We start from the raw sequence: 19,971 nt of genomic DNA, 5'->3' as shown, positions 1-19,971 counted from the left end.
GTTCGGTATGCGACTCTTCCGGTCGCGGGAGGTCGTCGGCATCGCCGCCGACGCCCTCGACTTCGCGCTCGAAGCCTCTGCGGAGACGCATCCGAACGAGTACATGGGACTCCTCCGCGGCGAGGAGGCCCGCCGCGTCGGCGTCGACCGCGACGGCTACGTCGTGACGGACGTGCTCATCATCCCGGGGACGGTCTCGGACCCGTACAGCGCGACCGTCAGGAACGACCTCGTGCCGAACGACTTCCGCGCCGTCGGGTCGATTCACTCGCACCCGAACGGCGTCCTCCGCCCGAGCGACGCTGACCTCGACACGTTCGGGAACGGCCGGGTCCACATCATCATCGGCTCGCCGTACGGCCCCGACGACTGGGAGGCGTTCGACCAGTCCGGCGAGGTCCGCGACCTCGACGTGCTCGACGCGGACCTCCCCGACCCCGAATCGTTCTTCGACTTCACGCAGGACGACATCGACGCGGAGTTGGACCGATGAGACGGGTCATCGCGCAGGGCACCTTCGACATCCTCCACCCCGGCCACGTCCACTACCTCTCGGACGCCGCGTCGCTCGGCGACGAACTCCACGTCATCATCGCCCGCGGCGAGAACGTGACGCACAAGCCGAAACCGATACTCGACGGCCGCCAGCGCCGCGACATGGTCGCCGCGCTCGACGTGGTCGACGAGGCGCATCTCGGCCACGCCGAAGACATATTCGTCCCCATCGAGGAGATCGACCCCGACGTCATCGTCCTCGGCTACGACCAACACCACGACGAGGACGGAATCAAAGCCGCCCTCAACGCCCGCGGCATCGACTGCGAGGTCACGCGCGCGACGCCCCGGGAGTCCCGCCACGACGACGAACTGCTCTCGACGGGTCGCATCATCGACCGCATCGTCGAACGGCGCTGTTGAGTCACCGTTCGTCCGGCCGATAGCCGACTGCACTGCGGCCCGCGACGAGTTTTCCGACGACCGACCGCGACGAACGCGAGCGTCGTCACTCGGGAGCAGCGTCGAAACAGAAGGGAGGAAGCGTTACTGCGTGGAGTTCGTCGCGGTAGAGTTCGAGGTGCCGGACGACTCGCTGTTGGCCGACTGCTGTTCGTCGAGCCAGTTCTGGTACTCGTCCTGCGAGACGACATCGACGGTGAAGTACATCTGGGAGTGCGCGACGCCGCAGTACTCAGTACAGTAGCCCTGGTAGGTGCCTTCCTCGTAGGCGACGGTCTTGATGGTATTCGTCGAACCCGGCATCGCGTCCTGCTTGAGGCCGAGTTCGGGGACGTGGAATCCATGTATCACGTCCGTTGAGGTGACCTGGAAGTAGACCGGGCGGTCCTTGGGGATGACAATCTCGTTTCCGGACGAGAAGTTACCCTCCTCGGGGTAGTACATGTTCCAGCCCCACTGGTAGGCCTCCGCCGTGACGACGACCGGGTCGTCGTCCATGGCGATGTCGTTGCCCTGGTGCGTGACGTTCTCGTTGGCCAGCACGCCGTAGGAGGCGACGCCGACGAAAAGCAGGATAATCGCTGTCGCGATGGTCCACGTGATTTCGAGCCGGCGGTTCTCCTTGGTCGGCAGTGCGCGCTCGCTGTTGCGGAACTTGATGACGGTGTAGAGGAGGATGACCTCCACCAGCACGGTGATCGGGATAGCGACGTACAGCAGCTCCCCGTTCAGCTGGTTGATGAGTTCCGACGTGGCAGACGCCTGCGCGGCGGCGGGGGTGGCAACGAGCGCCATCGCGGCCGTCGCGAGCAGGGACGCGAGCGCGAAACGCGTCTTTCTCATGCTGAGCGAGACTTAGGAACAACCGCATAAATGCGTACCGACTCTCGGCCCGCCGTTTATCAACCCCTCCCCCTCATATCACGGGGAGCGGCGCCCGAACGCGAAGCGGGAAAGCGCGGGTCCTAAATACGGGACGGCCCAACACGTCCGTAGGTGAATTTCGTGGCCACGAATCGCGATTCGAACACGTTCCACGGCCTGCTCGCGGCGACCGCGATGGGCGTCTATCTCCTGCTCATCGTCGGCGCGACGACCGCGCTCACGGACGCGACCGCCGCGTGCAGCGCGTGGCCCGCGTGCGGCGACGGCTTTTCGCTCCCCGCGACGCTCGACGGCTGGGTCGCCCTCGGCCACCGCGTCGCGGCCGTCCTCGTCGGCCTCCTCACGGTCGCCACGCTCGTCTCGGCGTGGCGGACCGACACGTCTCGCCGGGTGCGAGCGACCGTCACTGCGTCGGCCGTGCTCTATCCCGCGCAGGCCGGCCTCGGCGCGGTCGTCGCCACCGTCGGCGTCGGCCCCGCGCTCTCGACGCTCCACTTGGTCCTCGGGATGGTCATCTTCGGCGGCCTCGTCGCCGCCCTCGCGTGGACGCTCGAAGCGGCCACCGGCGACCCCGACGACGCGCCGGTCGGCACCCCGTCGATGAGCCCTCCGGCCGACGACGGCGAGCGACCGTCCGTCCCGACCGACCCGGTCGCCCGCGCGAAGGCGACGGTCAACGCGTACTTCCGGCTCATGAAGCCGCGGCTGATGTGGCTCCTCTGTCTCGTCGCGTCGGCGGCGATGGCGCTCGCCGGCACCGTCTCGTCCGGCCTCACGCCCGAAGTCATCGCAGCGACCCTCGGCGGCGGCGTCCTCTCTATCGGCGCGTCCGGCACGTTCAACCACGTCCTCGAACGCGACGTGGACCGCCGGATGCAGCGGACCAGCGACCGACCGCTCGCGGTCGACCTCGTGCCCGTCCGCAACGCGGTCGCGTTCGGCCTGCTCCTGACGGTCGCGTCGGTGGCGCTGTTCGCGTCCGTCAACTGGCTCGCGGCCGTCCTCGGCGTCGTCGCCATCGCCTTTTATAGCGTCGTCTACACGCTCATCCTGAAGCCCAACACGGTCCAGAACACCGTCATCGGCGGCGCGGCCGGCGCGCTCCCGGCGCTCATCGGCTGGGTCGCCGTCACCGGCGACGTCGGCCTCGGCGGCGTCGTCCTCGCCGTGGTCATCTTCCTGTGGACGCCCGCGCACTTCTACAACCTCGCGCTGGCCTACAAGGACGACTACGCCCGCGGCGGCTTCCCGATGATGCCCGTCGTCCGCGGCGAGACCGAGACGCGAAAGCACATCCTCTGGTGGCTCGGCGCGACGCTCGTCGCCGCCGCCGGCCTCGCGGTCATGGACGCCCTCGGGGTCGTCTACCTCGTGACGAGCATCCTCTTCGGCGGCGCGTTCCTCTACTTCGTCGTTCGCCTGCACTACGAGCGCGACGACACCGCCGCCTTCCGGGCGTTCCACGCCTCGAACGCCTACCTCGGGATGTTGCTGCTCGCTATCGTCGTCGACACGCTCGCCGTCTGAGAACCGCCTTCGACACCATCCAAACACATGGCAACCGCATCCGCACTTCCCCGCCCCTCGCGTGCCAGTCTGCTCCGCGCCGCCTTCGCCGTCAACACGACGCTGATTCTGGCGTTCGTCTACCTGCTTTTCACCGAGGCGAGCGTCGGCGCGCCGCGTTACGCCGTCTACGGCGTCGCGTGGGTCATCGTCGGCCTCTGGGTCCTGTTCGACACCGACGTGGCACCCGCCTCGACCGCGACGAAGCGCAAGGCGGCCGCCGTCGCTGTCGGCTACTTCGCGCTCCTCGCGGTCGCCGGCGGCCTCGTCACCTCGCCCGTGCCCGGCGGCACGAGCGGCGTCCGCGTCGCCTTCCTCCCGCCGGGATGGGGCCCGGCGCTCGTCTACGGTGGCGACCTGTTCAACCTCGTGCTCATGCCGGCGCGCGTGGTCGGCTACGCGGCGCTCGCGTTCCTCGTCTACGACACGGTCGTCGAGGCGGCGGGCGCGGCCGTCTCCGGCGTCGTCGGCCTGTTCTCCTGCGTCTCGTGTTCGTGGCCCGTCCTCGCGTCGGTCGCCACGAGCGTCTTCGGCGGCGGGACGGCCGTCGCGGCGACCGTGACGACGCTCTCGTACGACCTCTCGACGCTGGTCTTCCTCGTCACCGTGGTCCTGCTCCGGTGGCGACCCGGATTCGGGAAGTAATCGCGGTTTGCGCCCGCGGGCGCGCTCGCTGCCCGCCCAACTCGCTTTTACCCGCGCGCCGTGAACGTCCGCGTATGACCCAGGTCGAAATCGAATACTGCGTCCCCTGCGGCTTCCTCGACCGCGCCGAACAGCTCCAGCACGCGCTGCTCGAACAGTTCGGTGACCGACTCGACCGCGTGGCGCTCGTCACGGGCGACCACGGCGTTCTCACCGTCACCGTCGACGGCGAGCGCGTCTGGGACAAATCGGAAGACGAGTTCGACCCGGACCTCGTGCTCCGGCGGGTCCGCCCGCACGTCGGCTGACCGGGCCGAGCCGTGAAATCACTCGAACACGCCGCCGTCGGCGCGGTCGCCGGGGCGGCCGCCGCAGTCGCGTTGGACCCGCCGGGGAGCCTGCCGCTTCTCGTCGCCGGCGCGGTGTCCGCGAGCGTCTTCGTCGACCTCGACCACTTCGTCATCGCTCGCGTCCAGCGCGGCGACTGGGCGAACCTGCGGCTCGCGGTGACGAACCCGCGGGTCGGCCTCCTCGACCAAGAGCGAGTGTTCGAGGAGTTCGACACCGAGTTCGACCGCAAACGCCTCCTGAGCCACCACCTCGTCGGCGGCGTCGCGGTCGGCTCGCTCGCGCTCTCGGGACTCGGGTCGCTCGCGGCGTTCCTCGCGGTCGTGCTCTACGTCCACGTCGTCTGCGACTTCCTGCGAGACCTCGAAATCGCGTGAAAAAAGCCGGAATCGTCCGGGTCGGCGGTTGCGCGCGTTTCTGACGGCCGCTTAGTGGCCCCAGCGTCGGCCGTCCTCGTCGTAGCGGGCGTTCATGATGCGCTCCCACTGGTCGGTCGAGATGTCCACGTCGGCCGCGCCGACGTTCTCGTCGAGCTGGTCGGTCGTCCGCGCGCCGACGATGGGGACGACCGTCGCCTCGGGGTAGTCCATCAGCCAGCGGAGCGCGACCTGCGCGGGGCTGGCGTCGACCTCGTCGGCGACGGCGCGAATCTCGTCGAGCACCTTCCAGCCGCGCTCGGAGACGTAGAACCGGTCGAAGCGCTCGTCGAACGAGCCGCGCGCGCCGTCGGGCGCGACGTACTCGGTCGGGTCGTCGGGGTCGGCGCGCTCGTATTTGCCCGTGAGGAAGCCGCCCGCGAGCGGCGAGTACGGACAGACCGCGATGTCCTGGTCGCCGCACACGTCGAGGTAGTCTTTCACGTCCTCGTAGTAGCCGGCGTGAAACAGCGGCTGCGTCACGTCGAAGCGGGCGTAGTCGTGCACGTCGGACATCCACAGCGCCTTCGTGAGCTGCCACGACGCCATCGTGGACGCGCCGAGGTAGTTGACCTTCCCCTCCTCGACGAGTCCGTTGAGCGCCCGAAGCGTCTCCTCGATGGGCGTCTCCTCGTCCCAGCGGTGGATGTAGTAGAGGTCGAGATAGTCGGTGTCGAGGCGGTCGAGCGTGCCCTCGATTTGGTTGCGGATGTGGGTCCGCGAGAGGCCGCGGCCGTTGGGGTTGTCCTCGTCGAACGGGAAGTACACCTTCGAGGCGAGCACGTAGTCCTCGCGGTCGCGCTCGGCCAGCCAGTTGCCGATGTACTCCTCGGAGGTTCCGTTCGGATTCCCGTAGACGTTGGCAGTGTCGATGAAGTTCCCGCCGCGCTCCTCGAACGCGTCGAGGAGTTCGTGGGCCTCCTCCTCGTCGGTCTCGAGGACGCCGCTACTCTTCCGACCGAATCGCCATGTACCGAAGCACAGTTCCGAGACGCGGGTGCCGGTCGACCCGAGTCGTCGATAGTCGAGGCTCATGGGAGACCCCACAACGGCCGGCGACTAAAGCGTGTGAGTAGCGGCGAGGCATTCACCGTTTTCCGTCGGCGTCGGGCGATTCGGCGGGGGCCACGTCCGCCGCGAGCAGGTCGCGCGCGACCGGCCCGCCGCTGAGCGCGAGCGCGAGGAGGAGAACTCCGACCCCGACGGTGACGTATCTCTGCGACGGATTCGCGGCGAGGGCCGTAACGTGGAGGGCCACACCGACCAACGCGAGTACGACGGCGAATCGCCGGAGGACTGCGTCGTCCATGGCCGACCCACGCCCGTCCCCCGGGAATCCCTTGCGACTCGCCCGCACGCTTTTGCGGCTTCCGCGCGACTGATACGCCATGTTCAGAGTCGCAGGTATCGGCCTCGGAAGCCTCGGGCTGCTGGAGTGCCGCCTCCTCAACGAACTGGAGGGGGTGCGCGTCGTCGCCGGCGTCGACCCCGCCGACGAGGTGCGCGCGCGGTTCGCAGACGAGTTCGACGTGCCGACCTACGAGACGACCGCGGAACTGCTGGACGCCGAGTTCCTCGACGCGGTGACCATCGCCTCGCCGCACGCCGAGCACTTCGACCAGGCGCTCGCGGCGCTCGACGCCGACCTCCACGTCCACCTCGAAAAGCCGATGGTGACCGACCTCGGCGGCGCGCGGGCGCTCATCGACCGCGCCGAGGACCGCGGCCTCACCCTCGCGGTCGGCTACCAGCGCCACTTCGACCCGCGGTTCCACGAACTCCGGCGCGTCGTCGACAGCGGCCGCATCGGCGACCCGCACATGGTGGTCTGCCACCTCGAACAGGAGTGGATTCGCTGGACGAAAGACGAGTGGCGCGGCGACCCGTCGCTGTCGGGCGGCGGCCAACTGTACGACTCGGGGTCGCACCTTCTCGACGCGATGCTCTGGGTGACGCGGTCGAAACCGATGACCGTCGCCGCGGCGGTCGACCACCGCGGCCACGATGTGGACGTGAACTCGGCGCTCGCGGTCGTCCTCGACCGCGACGGCGACCGCCTCACCGCGAGCGTGGGCGTCTCCGGCGACGGACAGAGCGTCCCCGAGCCGGGCGAGTCGCTCCGCGTCATCGGAACCGAAGGGATGGTCGCCTTCGACGGCGAGACCATCGAGGTGACGGAGAGCGGAACGACCTACACCGCGACGCCGCCGACGCCCGACTTCGAGGAGTTGACCCGGAAGAAGCTCCGGAACTTCGTGGACGCCGCGCGCGACGAAGCCGACCTCGCCATCCCGGCCGAGGACGCCCTGCGGGTGACCGCGCTGACCGAGGCGGCCTACGAGTCAGCGACGACGGGCAGGCGGGTCAACGTCGACGGCGACGCCTGAGCAGAGTGTGATTTGCGTTCTCAACTCGGGGCGTCACACGCCGGTCAGCCGGTTCAGCGCGCCCGACGACCCGGTCACGACCCCTCGGTCGCTGGTGCAGACGTACAGTTCGCCGTCGGGGTCGCGGCCGAACGCGAGGACGTTCGTCCCGCCGTCGTCGCGGTCCGCCACGGGTAGCTCCGCGATGTCCCACGGGCGCGACTCGCTCGGGCGGGCGGCGAACAGTCTGCCCTCGGACTGCCAGTCAGCGAAGACGTACGCGCCCGAGAGGTCCGGAATCGCCTCGCCGCGGTAGACGTGGCCGCCGATGACGGCCACCCCGGACGGCCCGTCGCCGCTGTGGGGGTACTCCAGCACCGGGTCGATGAGCGGCGCGCCGTCGGGCGTCTCGGTCGGGCAGTCGCCCGCGCGGAAGCAGTGTGTGCCCTCGCGGACGTTCCAGCCGTAGTTGCCGCCCGCTTCGAGCAGGTTCACCTCCTCCCACGCGCCCTGTCCCACGTCGGCGACGTAGCAGTCCTCGCCGTCGAACGAGAGCCGCCACGGGTTTCTGAAGCCCCACGCGTACTGCTCGTCGCGGCCGTCGGAGCCGACGAGCGGGTTGTCCTCGGGGATGCCGTAGGGCCGGTCGTCGTCGCCGGAGACGCCGCCGGTCGAGTCCACGTCGATGCGGAGGACGCTCCCGAGGAGGTTCTCGGTCACATCCTGTCCGTTGCCGCCCGACACGGCGTCGTACCAGTCGTCGACGTGGCCGCGGCCCTCGTCGTTCGCGCCGCCGCCGTCCCCCGTGGCGACGTAGAGGTAGCCGTCCGGGCCGAACGCGACGGCCCCGGCGTTGTGGTTCGACTGGGGTTGCGGAAGTTCGAGGAGCGTCCGCTCGGAATCTGCCGAGACGGTCGTCGCCTCGGGGTCGACCGTCAGTTCGCTCAGGACGAACGTGTGGCTGTAATTCGAGGGGATTCCCGGCCGCCGCGGGGCGCTGTACCGGAGGTAGAGCCGCCCGTTGTCGGCGAACTCGGGGTGGAAGGCGACGCCGAGGAAGCCGCGCTCGTCGTAGCCGTTGAGGTCGACGACACGGTCGGTAATGTCGAGATAGGGGTCGTTTCGCAGTCCCGAGTCGTCGTGCAACCAGATTCGACCGGGCTGGTCCACGACGAACCGTCGGCTCCCGCCGAACGCCTCGGGGATGGCTACATCGACCGGCGAGGCGAACCCGGTCGCCACCGTCTCGTAGGCGACTTCGAGGCCCTCGAGCGAGCCGTCGCCCTCGGCGTCCGCGGTCGCGGTCGAGCCGTCGCCCTTGCCGGTCGTCGCGTCGCTGTCCGTCGTCGCTCCGGTGTCGTCGGTCGGGGCGCTCGCACAGCCCGCGAAGCCGCCCAAGAGAGCCGCGCCGGTCGCGGCGAGGAACTCGCGTCGGGACCCGTTCATGTCAACGTAGAGCGGCGCGACCGGAGTAAGGTTTGCTCCGGTCGGGTCGGCTGGGCCTCCCCGCTCCCCCGCCGCCCCCACAACTCGAATCAAGCGGCGATTCCGAATCCCTTACCACCCGATAGTGACGACGGGTACGACATGGACGCGGTACTCGCCGCCGACGGCCTCAGGAAGTCCTACGGCGACGTGGAGGCGCTTTCGGGCGTCTCCCTGTCGGTTGCCGAGGGGGAGGTCTTCGGCCTCATCGGTCCGAACGGCGCGGGGAAGACGACGCTGGTTCGCGCCCTCACGGGCACGACCGCGGTTGACTCGGGGTCGGCGGCCATCCTCGGGCGCGACCCGACCGAGGTGGACCGCCAGCGCCTCGGCGTCCTCCCGCAGGAGTTCCGGCCCGCGGGTCGGCTCTCCGCCCGCGAACTCGTGGCCTACTACGCGGGACTCTACGACGACGCCCGCGACCCCGACGCGGTGCTCGACGAGGTCGGCCTCGCCGACGCCGCCGACACCTGGTACGAGAACCTCTCGGGCGGCCAACAGCGCCGCGCCTGCATCGCCCTGACGCTCGTCAACGACCCCGACGTGCTGTTTTTGGACGAGCCGACCACCGGCATCGACCCCGCCGGCCGCCGGTCGCTGTGGGGGCTCGTCGAGGACCTCGCGGCCGGCGGGACGACGGTGTTTCTCACCAGCCACTCCATGGAGGAGATAGAGCGCCTCGCCGACCGCGTGGGGCTGCTCAACGCGGGCGAACTCGTCACGGTCGGCCGGCCGGACGACCTCGTGTCCGAGTACGGCGGCGAAAGTCGCCTCGTCGTCCGAACCGACGGCGACGCCGATGCCGACGCGGCCCTCGGGTCGGTGTCGCTCCCGGCCGCGCTCGACGCGACAGTGTCGGGAGACGGCATCACCGTCCACGGCGTCGGCCCGCGCGACATCGGCGACGTGGTCGCCGCCTTCGACGACGCGGGCGTCGTCTACGAGTCGCTCGTCTGGAAACAGCCCGGTCTCGAAGAGGTCTACCTCTCTCTGACCGGCGAGCAGTTCGAGGCGGCCCGACCCGCCGCGGCCGCCGCGGTCGGAGGTGACAGATGAGCCTCGCCACCCGCGTCCGCTCGGAGTTCGTCGCCTCGTGGCACTCGTTCCTCCGGCGGCGGACGGCGGTCTTCTTCACGTTCTTCTTCCCCGCCATCATCGTCGTCATCTTTGGGGCGCTCGTGCAGACTCAGCCGACCGGCGGCGGCCTGTTCGCCGAGCCGAAGGAGTACTACATCGCCGGCTACCTCGCGGTCGTCGTGCTGTTCACCCCGCTGTCACGGGTCGGGAGCACCATCGCCCGTCACCGCGAGGGAAGTCGCTTCGAGAAACTGGCGACGACGCCGCTGTCGCGCGCCGAGTGGCTCCTCGCGCACTCGCTCGTCAACGTCGTCGTCATCGGCCTCGCGGCGCTGTTGCTCCTCGCGCTGTCGGCGCTCGTGACGGGCGCGTCGATTCCGCTGACGCCCGCGACGCTCGCAATCGTCCCCTTCGTCGCGCTCGGCGTGACGCTGTTTTGCGGCCTCGGGGCCGTCATCGGGAGCGTCGCGGACTCGCAGGACGGCGTCATCGCCGCGAGCAACGCCATCGCGCTGCCCCTGCTGTTCCTCTCGGAGACGTTCGTGACGCCCGACCTGCTGCCGGCGTGGTTCGTGCCGGCGCTGAACCTCTCGCCGCTCACGTACTTCGCCCGCGGCGTCCGGGCGCTCACTTACAGCGGCGGCGACTGGCTCGCCAACCTCGCGGTGCTCGCGGCCCTCGCGGTCGCCTTCTTCGCGGCGGGGACGCTGGCGATTCCGCGGACCGACTGAGGCGACTCGCGCCGCCTGCTTGCGGTGCGGGGGGATTCGGCAGCCCCCGACGCGCCCGCAAACTCAAGCCTTAACCCGCGGCCGGCCCCACGTGGTGGCATGGTCGAAACTGAGACGTACACCATCGAGGGACCGGACGGAGACACCGAGGCGCTCGAACTCCCCGCGGGCCTCGTCGACATCTTCTCGGAGCAGGGCGAAGACCCGACCGACGTCGTCGCCGACGTGGTCGTGCAGGCGTTCGCACAGCAGGCCCACGTCGTCGCGCACCACAGCGAGGACGGCGCGCCGGCCGACATCGCTGAAATCAACGAAAAGATGGAAGAGCTGTTCGAAGAGCGCTTCGGCGTCCCGCTGTCGGACGCGCTCGGCCACTCGCACTAAGTCGAAGTCGCGGGTCGCGGCTACGCGGTTTTCTCTGTCGTTCCGAGTCGAAGGAGAGAGCTGCGCGTCTGAGCCGTCGTGGCGGGTCCGCCGGGGTCAGATGAACGCCAGCGGGACCATGACGGCGAAGCCGGCGACGAGCCCGGCGAGCAGTTCGACCCGGCCGCCGCGCGGGAGGCGCTTTCCGAGTTCGAGCGCCTCGGGGATGAACTCCGTGAGGACGAGAAAGACCATCGCGCCGGCCGCGAAGCCGAAGCCGAACGGGAGGAACTCCCGGGCGATGCGGACGAAGTAGAACGCGATGACCGCGCCGATGGGCTGGGGTAGACTGGAGAAGATAGCCCACCAGACGAGCTTCCAGTTCGAGACGTTCATCGACCGCAGCGGGATGGAGATGGCCAGCCCCTCGGGAACGTTGTGAATCGAGATGGCGATCGTCATGAACACCGCGAGCAGCGGGACGACGAAGCCGAACAGCTGGAAGCCGCCGTCGAGGCCGAGGTCGGCAAACGAGACGCCGACGGCGACGCCCTCGGGAAAGCTGTGGACGGTGAGGATGCCGAGAATCAACAGCAGTTTGCGGAAGTCGGCCTCCTCGTACTGCTTGGGGTTGACCTCCGCGCCCTCGATGACGCGGTGGGCGACGAGGACGAGCGCGACGCCCGCGAGCATCCCGATACCGAGTTGCAGCGGCGTCCCGTTAGCGAGCCCCTCGAAGACGAGTCCGAACAGCGACGCCGACACCATGATGCCCGAGGCGATGCCCCACAGCGCCACGTTCCAGCGGTCGCTCACGTCCGAGACGAAGAAGAACGGAATCGCGCCGACCCCGGTCGCGATGGCCGTGACGAGCCCCGCGAGAAAGACGAACGTGAGAGCGGCAAACTGGTCCATACCGAACGTAGCCACTCGGCGCCGATAAGTATTATCATATCTTAGATATTTTTGGCTTGCCTAAACAATTGAATATCGAGTAGAAGGCCTCAAGTAGTTTAGACGGGCCAAAAAGTCCGGTTCGGGGTTAGAATAGATTTTCTGATATATGTCGGTGCAGGCGGCGGTTCGACGGCGGTAGTCCGCGAAGAAAGGTGTCGCGTCCGCGGTGTGCGCCTACCGGACCAAGCGCGCTCAGTCGTCGGCCGCCGACGCGCCTTCGGGCGAGTCGCCGTCGCCACCCATCGGGGAGACGGGCGTGGCCGCGACGGAGCGGGCCGACCCCATCCAGCGCTCGACGTTGGCCGAGACGTAGTCGCGCGCGCCGAAGGCGACCGCGCCGCCGACGCCGATGGCGAGGGCCGCGGCGATGCCCCAGGCGAACGCTTGGGCGATGGTGAACAGGATGGCTACGTCGATGCCCATCGTGCTCAGGCCGATGACGACGGCGGTGAAGTAGAGGAACATCCGGGTACCGACCGCGAAGACGCTCGTGTACGGCGTCTCGGTCGCCGCGCGGGTCCGCGTGATGGCGTCACCGATGAAGTCGGCGACGACGAACCCGAGGACGATGACGAGCAGGCCGGCCACGAACGACGGCGCGTACGACGCCGCGGTCGAGACCCATTCGGAAAACAGGTCCACCGCGAGCACGTCGGCGGCTGCGAGGACGGCGATGGCGTAGACGAACCACTTGCCGAGCGTCCCGAACGCGCCCGAGACGGCCGTTTGGGTTCCGCCGAGAATCTTCCCGACGGGCGTCGCCAACACGGCCTTGTCGACTTCGACGCGGTCGGCGACCCGAGTGATGAGTCGGGCCGCGATGCTGCCGATGAACCAGCCGACGATGAGAATCAACAGCGCGCCCACGAGCCGCGGGACGAACGCGAGCACGGCGTTGGTCAACTCTGCGACGGACTCGGTCAGCGTGACTTGTAACGGGTACATTGTTGCGGGTGGAACGTCGCGCTCCCCGAAGTTAGTTAAGAATACAAGAACCGTGAATGAAATTATCTCGTAATCGGAACCCTCCGATTTCTCCGATACTCGGCAAAGACGGACGAAGCGCCGAGTCACAGGGTCGGTGCGTCACGGTTCGGTTCGTTCGGTTCGACCGTCCCGCTCGCGGGACGGTCTCTGGTTCGAGCGCGTCGGCCGTGATTTAATCTCGGCTTGATTCGTCGCCGCGGCCGCGAGAATCGGTGCGTTCGTCGGCGAGATGGCCGAGCTGTGTTGCGATCTCTTCCATGGCGACGACGAGTCTGGCGGCGTACCAGATGACGACGACGATGACGACGAGAAACACCCACGCGAGGACTTGCTGGGCGATGAGAAGCGCGTAGGCGAGCGTCAGCGCGAGGAACACCGCGACGGCGACTTTCGCACCCGCGGTCCGGTGGAGTGGCGTGTCGTCCGGTGGTGGGGACATGGCCCGTTGTTTTCAGGTGACGGAGTTATGTGTTTGGCCGCCACGGGTCGGCGGCGACATCCCCGACTGACGAGCGTAATCGGCCCAATTCTGTGGTATAAACCACGAACCATCCCGATTAATTGCGCTACTGTAGCGTGCCACCAAAGGCCGAGAGACCGCCCACACCGCCGAGTTTATCAGTAAATGACGGGAACCATTAACCAATGGGAGAGCTATCCGAATTGTTCGCGCCGAACCGAATCGCGGTGGTCGGTGCGACCGAGCGCGAAGGAGCAATCGGGCGGGCAATCATGGACAACCTCATCGACGAGTTCGACGGTGAGGTCGTTCCGGTCAACCCCAAGTACGACGAACTGTTCGGCCTCCAGTGCTACGGCGACGTCGGCGAGACGGACGCCGACCTCGCGGTCATCGTCGTCCCTCCGAAGGTCGTCCTGCCGGCGATGAAGTCCGCCGGGGAGGCGGGCATCCAGAACGTGGTCGTCATCACCGCCGGATTCGGCGAGACTGGCAGCGAGGGTGCCGCCCGCGAGCAGGAACTCCGCGACATCGCGGAGGAGTACGACCTCAACGTCGTCGGCCCGAACAGTCTGGGCATCATGAACACGGACGTGGGCATGAACGCGACGTTCGGCCCCGACATGGCCCTCGACGGTAACATGTCCTTTATGAGCCAGTCGGGCGCGTTCATCACGGCCGTCATCGACTGGGCCAACGACGAGGACATCGGCTTCAAGGACATCGTTTCGCTGGGCAACAAGGCCGTCCTCGACGAGGCCGACTTCATCGAGGCGTGGAACGACGACCCCGACACCGAGGTCATCATCGGCTACCTCGAAGGCATCTCGGCGGGCCGCGAGTTCATCGACTCCGCCCGCGACGTGACGAAAGACACGCCCATCGTCCTCGTCAAGTCCGGCAAGACCGACGCCGGCGCGCAGGCCGCCTCCTCGCACACCGGCACCATCGCCGGCTCGGACGCCGCCTACGAGGCCGGCCTCGAACAGGCGGGCGTCATCCGCGCGGACTCCGTCCAGCACCTGTTCGACACCGCCCGCGTGCTGGGCGACCAGCCGCTCCCCGAGAACAAGGACGTGGCCGTCATCACGAACGCCGGCGGCCCCGGCGTCATGACGACCGACGCCATCGGTGAGTCGGAGCTGCAGATGGCCGACTTCACCGACGAGACGCTCGAAGCCTTTTCCGAGTCGCTGCCCGCCGAGGGGAACATCTACAATCCGGTCGACATCGTCGGCGACGCCGACAACGCCCGGTTCAAGGAGGCCCTCGACGTGGCGCTCGCCGACGACAACGTCGGCATGGCGCTCGTCTTGACCTGTCCGACGGCCGTCCTCGACTACAACCAGCTCGCCGCCGACACCGTCGAACTCCAACAGGAGTACGACAAACCCATCGCCGCCTGCTTCATGGGCGGCGAGCGCGTCGACGCCGCCTCCGACGTGATGAAAGACGCCGGCATCCCGAACTACTTCGACCCCTCGCGCGCCGTCGACGGCCTCGAAGCCCTCTCGGAGTACGCCGACATCCGCCAGCGCGAGTACGACGCGCCCACCGAGTTCGACGTGGACCGCGAGCGCGCCCGGGAAATCCTCGAAACCGTCGAGGACCGCGACGAGACCCGTCTCGGCGTCGAAGCGATGGAGCTGCTCGACGCCTACGGCATCGAGACGCCGGCCGGCGACATCGTCGACGACCCCGCCGACGCGCTCGAAGTCGCGGAGGACATCGACGGCAACGTCGTGATGAAAATCGTCAGCCCGGACATCCTCCACAAGTCCGACATCGGCGGCGTCAAGGTCGGCGTCGAAAACGAGGACGTCTACGACGCCTACGAGGACCTCATCACCCGCGCGAAGAACTACCAGCCCGACGCCAACATCCTCGGCGTGCAGGTCCAAGAGATGGTGAACCTCGACGACGGCGTCGAGACCATCGTCGGCATGAACCGCGACCCGCAGTTCGGCCCGCTCATGATGTTCGGACTCGGCGGCATCTTCGTGGAAATCCTCGAAGACACGACGTTCCGCGTCGCGCCCGTCTCCGAGACGGAAGCGGAAGACATGACGAAGGAAATCGACGCCGCGCCGATGCTCCGCGGTGCCCGCGGGAACGACCCGGTCGACATCGGCGGCATCACGGAGACCATCCAGCGGCTCTCCCAACTGGTCACCGACTTCCCGGCCATCCTCGAACTCGACATCAACCCGCTCGTCGCGCTGCCGGACGGCGTGAAGGCCGTCGACGTTCGACTCACCGTCGACCCGGACGAACTTTAAACACTTCACCACCCTATCACTCAACAATGAACACGGTACTCGTCACCTCGACCGGAGAAAGCACCGGGAAGACCGCAATCACGCTCGCACTCGGCGTCCTCGCCAAGGAGCGCGGACTGGACGTGGGCTACATGAAGCCCAAGGGCACCCGCCTCCAGTCCAGCACCGGCAAGACCCTCGACGAGGACCCGATGCTCGCCCGCGAACTGCTCGACATCGACGCGGAGATGCACCAGCTCGAACCCGTCGTCTACTCCCCGACGTTCATCCAGGGCGCGGTCCGCGGCAAGGAAAATGCCGAGGAGCTTTCGGAGGTCATCTCCCACCACTTCGAGGACATCTCGGCCGGCAAGGACCTGATGCTCGTCGAGGGCGGCGGCTCCTACCGCACCGGCGGCATCGTGGACCTCACCGACGGCGACGTGGCGAACCTCCTCGACGCCGAAGTCGTCCTCGTCGCCGACTACCAGCACCCGAGCGACCTCGACGACGTGGTCGCGGCGGTCGAAGACATCGGCCCCGACCGCCTCGCGGGCGTCGTCTTCAACCGCGTGAGCGATTCCGCCTACGACGAACTCGAAACCGAGGTCGCGCCGTTCCTCGAAGCCCGCGGTGTCCCCGTCCTCGGCGTCGTCCCGACCGAAAAGGACCTCGCGGGCGTCACCGTCGAGGAACTCGCCAACGAACTCGGCGCGGACCTCGCGACCGACGCGCCGACCGACGCCTTCGTCGAGCGCTTCCTCGTCGGCGCGATGGGCGGCGACGCAGCGCTCCGCTACTTCCGCCGCACGAAGAACGCCGCGGTCATCACCGGCGGCGACCGCGCGAACATCCAGCGCGCCGCGCTCGAAGCCCCCGGCGTCAAATGTATCATCCTCACCGGCGGTCACCGACCCGTCGGAGCCGTCATCGGCAAGGCCGAAGAGAAAGGCGTCCCGGTGCTGCTCGTCAACGGCGACACGCTCTCCGTGACCGACCGCGCCGAGGACATCGTCAGCACGGGCCGCACCCGCGACGAGCGAACGGTCAACCGGATGCGCGACCTGCTGTACGAACACGCCGACATCGACGCCATCATCGGGAACATTGCACCATCCGGTGACGGCGCGGCCGACGGCGACGACGAGTAACGACCGACGACACGGCCGACGATTCCGCGGTGGCGTCACCGGCCGCGTCCCGGCGTCACCGAATCCGCTTTTTTAGCCCTGTTGGAATCCTTACCTACTGATCGTTTACTGAGGCCGTGCGGAATACAGCGCGCAAGTCGGCCATCAGTGAGGCTATCAAATCGCCAATCTCAGCACGCAACTGGAGTGAACGGTAGTCTCACGAGAGGTAGAGTCTGAAAAAGATTCTAACAGATTCTTGCGATCATTCGTCCCCGTCCGGACTGTTATCTATCTTGAGCTGTTCAACTGTTGATTCCGTTTTCGCAACTCGCTCCTCTAGCGCTGCCATTCGAGATTGGTAGTTTTCATAGGCAGATTTGAGTGGGAATCCGACGAATATCGTGCCGACGAGTCCGATAAAGAATCCGACCGGACCAAGCAGGAGGAAGCCGACAGCACCTACGAGAAATGAACCACCAACCGTCAGTAGAGCGGCCCAGTCTATTTGACTCATATTTAATATAGCCTCATTGATAGAAAATGAACGTCACGAAATCCCTCTCTGGGGTCGGGAAACGAACACATCTTTCCAACAATTTTCACAAGTAGTATCTCGGAATTAATTTCGATTACGTGCTGAACTCACTCTCCGAGTGTTGCACGCCGATTCTGCCAAGTTCCGAGTATGTCAACGGAGCCGTTTTTTGAATTCAGACCCCGTTCTGTCCACCCTCGCGGCTATCGAGGTAGTCGTTGACGAGCGACGGCGCGCCGACGCCGACGCCGAGGAGCGCGAAAAATGAGAGCGCGAACTGTCCGGTAGCCGCTTCGACGAGGTAGGCAACCGGGAGGGCGGCGAGGACGAACCCGGTGACGACGAGCGTCTGTCGGGAGACCATACGCCCGCTACGGTGGTCAGGAAGTTAATAGTTCCAGGTCACGTTACCAGTGCCCGGTCAGCAGCGCCAGCCGCGGTCGGTGTCGTTCAGGAGTTCCGCGCCGTCGTCGGTGACGACGACGAGGTCCTCGATTCGGACGCCGAACTCGTCGGGGAGGTAGACCCCCGGTTCGACGCTGAAGACGTGGCCGACTTCGAGTTTGCGGTCGCTTCCGGCGACGATGTAGGGTTCCTCGTGCACGTCGAGGCCGACGCCGTGGCCGGTCCGGTGGATGAAGCGGTCGCCGTAGCCCGCCTCCTCGATGACCTCGCGGGCCGCGCGGTCGACGTCGCCGGCGGCGACTCCCGGTTCGACGGTCTCGACGGCGGCCGTCCGGGCGGCCTGCACGACGCCGTGGACCTCCGCGAACGCCGCGGGCGGCTCACCGGCGAAGACGACGGTTCGCGTCTGGTCGCTCGGATAGTGGTCGACGACGGTCCCGAAGTCGAGGACAACCGGGTCGCCCGACTCGATGACGCGCTCGCCGTGGCTGTGGTGGGGCATCGCCCCGTTCGGGCCGGAGCCGACGAGCGGGCCGAAGGGAATCCCCTCGCCGCCCTCGTCCGCGAGGAGGCGCTCGATTTCCGCGGCGAGTTCGGTTTCGGTCATGCCGACGGCGTCCTCGCCCATGTCGCGGACGCGCTCGACCGCGCGGTCGACGGTCGCCCCGGCGCGGCGGAGCGCGTCGAGTTCGGCGTCGTCCTTCCGCGCGCGCAGCGGCGCGACGACCTCACTGGCGAGGCCGAAGTCGGCGTCGGGGAGCGCCGCCCGGAGGTCCTGCGAGAAGCGCGCCCACATCGTGTCGTCGACGAGGACGCGGCCGCCGGCGAGGCCGAGGTCCGAGACGATGTCCGCGAGGGCGTCCCGCGGGTCGTCGTCGTCGCTCCACGTTCGCACGTCAGCGACCCACGACTCGGCGCGGACCTGCGTCTCGTAGAGGTCGGGGACGAGAAACGCCGGCGCGCCCTCGCGGGGGACGAACAGAAGCAGGTGGCGCTCTGCGGGTTCCTCGTCGAAGCCCGAGAGGTACAGCAGGTTTCGGCTGGGGAACAGCACGGTCGCGTCGGCGTCCACGTCGGCCAGTCGCTCCTGACAGGCGCGGGTCCGTCGTTCGAAGGGCGTCATGCGAGTCGATACGAGCGCCGGGGGAAAAGCGTGGGCGGTCCGCGAGCGCGGCGGGAAGCCAGCCGCGGGCGTCCTACGCCCCGAGGTCGAGCGGGTCGTAGAGCTGGCCGGTGATGGATTCGAAGGCGTCGGAGGCGGTCACGAGGCCGACCACGGAGTCGCTTTCGGGGTCGCGGACCATGGCGAGCTCCTGATTTTCCTCCTGAAAGCGGTCGATGAGGTCGCTGACCGAGAGGTCCGAGGGGACCGAAAGCGGGGGCGCGGCGATGTCGTCGAGGCGGCGGTCGCCCGACTGGAGGCGGTCGATGTTCGAGAGCACCGTCGGCGCGTAGACGACGCCCCGTACGTCGTCCAGCGAGTCCCCGACGAGCGGGAACCGCGAGTGCTGGGGGTTCGACCGGACGCGTTCGAGGCTCTCGTCGGTGGTCGCGTCGGCCGAGAGCGCGACGACGTGGTCGGCGGGGACCATCACGTCGCGGACGGGCAACTCACCGATTCGGAGCGCGTTGAGCACTTCCTCGCGGCGGTCTTCGGGGAGCGAACCCTGTGAGAGCACGTCCCCCATCTGGCTGCGGACCTCGCCGCGCGTGAGCCGGGTGCCCTCACCCGCGGAGCCGTCGCCGTCCTCGTCGTCAAGTTCGGCTTCCTGCCACGAGCGGGTTATCTCGACGCCGACGAGCGACAGCAGGCGTTTCGCCAGCCAGTCGGCGACGACGATGACCGGGTACATCAGCTTCGTCCAGCCGTACAGGACGGGCGCGGTGTACTTCGCCACCGTGCGGGAGCGCTCGACGCCGAGGTACGTCGGCACCTGCTCGCCGAGGACGACGTGCGAGAGGTTGATGACGACGAGCGACAGCCCGACCGAAAGCGACGTGTGGGAGCCCGCCGCCCCGCCGCCGCCGAGGACCGCGTCGAACGTGGCCGCAACCGCGGGTTCAGCGACGACGCCGAGGCCGACGCTGGCGATGGTAATCCCGACCTGACAGCCCGAGAGATACACTTCGAGTCGCTCCGTCATCTCCCACGCGAGTTCGAGCCCGCGGGAGCCCTCGAAAGCGGACTCGTCGAACTGCGGGACGCGCGTCATCGCGAACTCGGAGACGACGAAGAAGGCGTTCGCGAGCAACAACACCAGACCGCCGCCGAGGCGAAGCGCGGTTTCGACACCTACCATGTGACGCGAGCGTTCGAACCGGACTCCCCTGAGGGTGTCGGCTCGGCCCCGCGGTGTGAACGCCTCGCGGACGACGCCGATGGGTGGCGCTTCCGGG

At 67.8% G+C, this 19,971-nt stretch carries 23 protein-coding genes; 12 read left to right on the top strand and 11 right to left on the bottom strand.

Features of this window, described 5'->3' with window-relative positions:
- Positions 1–7 precede the first annotated feature (7 nt).
- Together ACSR87_RS12700 and ACSR87_RS12695 are read left to right on the top strand one after the other, a co-directional pair.
- On the top strand, positions 8–493 hold the full coding sequence (locus ACSR87_RS12700) for a Mov34/MPN/PAD-1 family protein (protein ID WP_498530714.1): 486 nt from the start codon (positions 8–10) through the stop codon (positions 491–493).
- Positions 490–918: an FAD synthase family protein gene (locus ACSR87_RS12695; protein ID WP_498530713.1), complete on the top strand. Its 429-nt coding sequence runs from the start codon at positions 490–492 to the stop codon at positions 916–918. Before ACSR87_RS12700 ends, ACSR87_RS12695 begins: the two co-directional genes overlap by 4 nt.
- Before the next feature lie 123 nt (positions 919–1,041).
- On the opposite strand, the gene coxB is transcribed toward ACSR87_RS12695, so the two are convergent.
- Positions 1,042–1,800, bottom strand: a complete 759-nt coding sequence (coxB, locus tag ACSR87_RS12690) for a cytochrome c oxidase subunit II (RefSeq protein ID WP_008578311.1) — start codon at positions 1,798–1,800, stop codon at positions 1,042–1,044.
- A 162-nt stretch (positions 1,801–1,962) separates the two neighbouring features.
- Here coxB and ACSR87_RS12685 point away from each other — a divergent pair, with 162 nt between their 5' ends.
- The 4 genes from ACSR87_RS12685 to ACSR87_RS12670 all read left to right on the top strand — a co-directional run bounded on the left by ACSR87_RS12685 (position 1,963) and on the right by ACSR87_RS12670 (position 4,778).
- Positions 1,963–3,369 carry a heme o synthase gene (locus ACSR87_RS12685; RefSeq protein ID WP_498530712.1) on the top strand — a complete coding sequence of 469 codons (1,407 nt, stop codon included), beginning with the start codon at positions 1,963–1,965 and terminating at the stop codon, positions 3,367–3,369.
- A 27-nt stretch (positions 3,370–3,396) separates the two neighbouring features.
- Positions 3,397–4,053: a DUF7546 family protein gene (locus ACSR87_RS12680; protein ID WP_498530711.1), complete on the top strand. Its 657-nt coding sequence runs from the start codon at positions 3,397–3,399 to the stop codon at positions 4,051–4,053.
- A 74-nt stretch (positions 4,054–4,127) separates the two neighbouring features.
- A complete protein-coding gene (locus tag ACSR87_RS12675; protein WP_498530710.1) occupies positions 4,128–4,361 on the top strand; it encodes an Rdx family protein in 234 nt (77 codons plus the stop codon).
- 12 nt (positions 4,362–4,373) lie between these two features.
- Positions 4,374–4,778 carry a metal-dependent hydrolase gene (locus tag ACSR87_RS12670; protein WP_498530709.1) on the top strand — a complete coding sequence of 135 codons (405 nt, stop codon included), beginning with the start codon at positions 4,374–4,376 and terminating at the stop codon, positions 4,776–4,778.
- Positions 4,779–4,829: 51 nt separating this feature from the next.
- On the opposite strand, the gene ACSR87_RS12665 is transcribed toward ACSR87_RS12670, so the two are convergent.
- A complete protein-coding gene (locus tag ACSR87_RS12665) occupies positions 4,830–5,852 on the bottom strand; it encodes an aldo/keto reductase (protein ID WP_498530708.1) in 1,023 nt (340 codons plus the stop codon).
- A gap of 52 nt (positions 5,853–5,904) precedes the next feature.
- Positions 5,905–6,126 (bottom strand): hypothetical protein, encoded by a 222-nt coding sequence (locus ACSR87_RS12660; protein ID WP_498530707.1) that lies wholly within the window; start codon positions 6,124–6,126, stop codon positions 5,905–5,907.
- Between the two features lie 79 nt (positions 6,127–6,205).
- On the opposite strand from ACSR87_RS12660, the gene ACSR87_RS12655 reads away from it, so the two are divergent.
- A complete protein-coding gene (locus ACSR87_RS12655; protein WP_498530706.1) occupies positions 6,206–7,204 on the top strand; it encodes a Gfo/Idh/MocA family protein in 999 nt (332 codons plus the stop codon).
- A 33-nt stretch (positions 7,205–7,237) separates the two neighbouring features.
- Here ACSR87_RS12655 and ACSR87_RS12650 read toward each other — a convergent pair whose 3' ends face one another.
- Positions 7,238–8,629, bottom strand: a complete 1,392-nt coding sequence (locus tag ACSR87_RS12650; protein WP_498530705.1) for a PQQ-dependent sugar dehydrogenase — start codon at positions 8,627–8,629, stop codon at positions 7,238–7,240.
- Between the two features lie 141 nt (positions 8,630–8,770).
- On the opposite strand from ACSR87_RS12650, the gene ACSR87_RS12645 reads away from it, so the two are divergent.
- From ACSR87_RS12645 to ACSR87_RS12635, 3 genes are all read left to right on the top strand, one after another.
- Complete coding sequence (locus ACSR87_RS12645; RefSeq protein WP_498530704.1) at positions 8,771–9,724, top strand: ABC transporter ATP-binding protein; 954 nt, start codon at positions 8,771–8,773, stop codon at positions 9,722–9,724.
- Complete coding sequence (locus ACSR87_RS12640) at positions 9,721–10,476, top strand: ABC transporter permease (protein ID WP_498530703.1); 756 nt, start codon at positions 9,721–9,723, stop codon at positions 10,474–10,476. Before ACSR87_RS12645 ends, ACSR87_RS12640 begins: the two co-directional genes overlap by 4 nt.
- 99 nt (positions 10,477–10,575) lie before the next feature.
- Positions 10,576–10,860 (top strand): DUF7545 family protein, encoded by a 285-nt coding sequence (locus ACSR87_RS12635; RefSeq protein WP_498530702.1) that lies wholly within the window; start codon positions 10,576–10,578, stop codon positions 10,858–10,860.
- A 96-nt stretch (positions 10,861–10,956) separates the two neighbouring features.
- Here ACSR87_RS12635 and ACSR87_RS12630 read toward each other — a convergent pair whose 3' ends face one another.
- The 3 genes from ACSR87_RS12630 to ACSR87_RS12620 form a co-directional block, all read right to left on the bottom strand.
- Entirely contained in the window at positions 10,957–11,754 is a 798-nt protein-coding gene (locus tag ACSR87_RS12630) for a ZIP family metal transporter (RefSeq protein ID WP_498530701.1), read from the bottom strand.
- Between the two features lie 234 nt (positions 11,755–11,988).
- A complete protein-coding gene (locus tag ACSR87_RS12625; RefSeq protein ID WP_498530700.1) occupies positions 11,989–12,741 on the bottom strand; it encodes a mechanosensitive ion channel family protein in 753 nt (250 codons plus the stop codon).
- Between the two features lie 214 nt (positions 12,742–12,955).
- Complete coding sequence (locus ACSR87_RS12620; RefSeq protein ID WP_498530699.1) at positions 12,956–13,222, bottom strand: DUF8066 domain-containing protein; 267 nt, start codon at positions 13,220–13,222, stop codon at positions 12,956–12,958.
- A gap of 206 nt (positions 13,223–13,428) precedes the next feature.
- Here ACSR87_RS12620 and ACSR87_RS12615 point away from each other — a divergent pair, with 206 nt between their 5' ends.
- On the top strand, positions 13,429–15,522 hold the full coding sequence (locus ACSR87_RS12615; protein ID WP_188148211.1) for an acetate--CoA ligase family protein: 2,094 nt from the start codon (positions 13,429–13,431) through the stop codon (positions 15,520–15,522).
- Between the two features lie 26 nt (positions 15,523–15,548).
- Positions 15,549–16,652 (top strand): phosphotransacetylase family protein, encoded by a 1,104-nt coding sequence (locus ACSR87_RS12610; RefSeq protein WP_498530698.1) that lies wholly within the window; start codon positions 15,549–15,551, stop codon positions 16,650–16,652.
- Positions 16,653–16,896: 244 nt separating this feature from the next.
- Here the strand turns inward: ACSR87_RS12610 and ACSR87_RS12605 are convergent, their stop codons facing one another.
- From ACSR87_RS12605 to ACSR87_RS12590, 4 genes are all read right to left on the bottom strand, one after another.
- Positions 16,897–17,148 carry a hypothetical protein gene (locus tag ACSR87_RS12605; protein ID WP_498530697.1) on the bottom strand — a complete coding sequence of 84 codons (252 nt, stop codon included), beginning with the start codon at positions 17,146–17,148 and terminating at the stop codon, positions 16,897–16,899.
- A 196-nt stretch (positions 17,149–17,344) separates the two neighbouring features.
- Positions 17,345–17,533 (bottom strand): DUF7987 family protein, encoded by a 189-nt coding sequence (locus ACSR87_RS12600; protein WP_498530696.1) that lies wholly within the window; start codon positions 17,531–17,533, stop codon positions 17,345–17,347.
- A 57-nt stretch (positions 17,534–17,590) separates the two neighbouring features.
- Positions 17,591–18,697, bottom strand: coding sequence for a M24 family metallopeptidase (locus ACSR87_RS12595; RefSeq protein WP_498530695.1), 1,107 nt, complete (start codon positions 18,695–18,697; stop codon positions 17,591–17,593).
- Between the two features lie 73 nt (positions 18,698–18,770).
- Positions 18,771–19,874, bottom strand: a complete 1,104-nt coding sequence (locus tag ACSR87_RS12590) for a CNNM domain-containing protein (RefSeq protein ID WP_498530694.1) — start codon at positions 19,872–19,874, stop codon at positions 18,771–18,773.
- Between the last annotated feature and the right edge of the window lie 97 nt (positions 19,875–19,971).

Source organism: Haloferax sp. SDI50 (genome assembly GCF_059802635.1).
This window is presented reverse-complemented; position numbering and strand designations above follow the sequence as displayed.

Bases quoted from the DNA above. Each gene is read 5' to 3' on its own strand.
- ACSR87_RS12700 (WP_498530714.1), top strand. From the start codon at position 8: ATGCGACTCTTCCGGTCGCGGGAGGTCGTCGGCATCGCCGCCGACGCC.
- ACSR87_RS12695 (WP_498530713.1), top strand. From the start codon at position 490: ATGAGACGGGTCATCGCGCAGGGCACCTTCGACATCCTCCACCCCGGC.
- coxB (WP_008578311.1), bottom strand. From the start codon at position 1,800: ATGAGAAAGACGCGTTTCGCGCTCGCGTCCCTGCTCGCGACGGCCGCG.
- ACSR87_RS12680 (WP_498530711.1), top strand. From the start codon at position 3,397: ATGGCAACCGCATCCGCACTTCCCCGCCCCTCGCGTGCCAGTCTGCTC.
- ACSR87_RS12675 (WP_498530710.1), top strand. From the start codon at position 4,128: ATGACCCAGGTCGAAATCGAATACTGCGTCCCCTGCGGCTTCCTCGAC.
- ACSR87_RS12665 (WP_498530708.1), bottom strand. From the start codon at position 5,852: ATGAGCCTCGACTATCGACGACTCGGGTCGACCGGCACCCGCGTCTCG.
- ACSR87_RS12660 (WP_498530707.1), bottom strand. From the start codon at position 6,126: ATGGACGACGCAGTCCTCCGGCGATTCGCCGTCGTACTCGCGTTGGTC.
- ACSR87_RS12655 (WP_498530706.1), top strand. From the start codon at position 6,206: ATGTTCAGAGTCGCAGGTATCGGCCTCGGAAGCCTCGGGCTGCTGGAG.
- ACSR87_RS12650 (WP_498530705.1), bottom strand. From the start codon at position 8,629: ATGAACGGGTCCCGACGCGAGTTCCTCGCCGCGACCGGCGCGGCTCTC.
- ACSR87_RS12645 (WP_498530704.1), top strand. From the start codon at position 8,771: ATGGACGCGGTACTCGCCGCCGACGGCCTCAGGAAGTCCTACGGCGAC.
- ACSR87_RS12640 (WP_498530703.1), top strand. From the start codon at position 9,721: ATGAGCCTCGCCACCCGCGTCCGCTCGGAGTTCGTCGCCTCGTGGCAC.
- ACSR87_RS12635 (WP_498530702.1), top strand. From the start codon at position 10,576: ATGGTCGAAACTGAGACGTACACCATCGAGGGACCGGACGGAGACACC.
- ACSR87_RS12630 (WP_498530701.1), bottom strand. From the start codon at position 11,754: ATGGACCAGTTTGCCGCTCTCACGTTCGTCTTTCTCGCGGGGCTCGTC.
- ACSR87_RS12625 (WP_498530700.1), bottom strand. From the start codon at position 12,741: ATGTACCCGTTACAAGTCACGCTGACCGAGTCCGTCGCAGAGTTGACC.
- ACSR87_RS12620 (WP_498530699.1), bottom strand. From the start codon at position 13,222: ATGTCCCCACCACCGGACGACACGCCACTCCACCGGACCGCGGGTGCG.
- ACSR87_RS12615 (WP_188148211.1), top strand. From the start codon at position 13,429: ATGGGAGAGCTATCCGAATTGTTCGCGCCGAACCGAATCGCGGTGGTC.
- ACSR87_RS12610 (WP_498530698.1), top strand. From the start codon at position 15,549: ATGAACACGGTACTCGTCACCTCGACCGGAGAAAGCACCGGGAAGACC.
- ACSR87_RS12605 (WP_498530697.1), bottom strand. From the start codon at position 17,148: ATGAGTCAAATAGACTGGGCCGCTCTACTGACGGTTGGTGGTTCATTT.
- ACSR87_RS12600 (WP_498530696.1), bottom strand. From the start codon at position 17,533: ATGGTCTCCCGACAGACGCTCGTCGTCACCGGGTTCGTCCTCGCCGCC.
- ACSR87_RS12595 (WP_498530695.1), bottom strand. From the start codon at position 18,697: ATGACGCCCTTCGAACGACGGACCCGCGCCTGTCAGGAGCGACTGGCC.
- ACSR87_RS12590 (WP_498530694.1), bottom strand. From the start codon at position 19,874: ATGGTAGGTGTCGAAACCGCGCTTCGCCTCGGCGGCGGTCTGGTGTTG.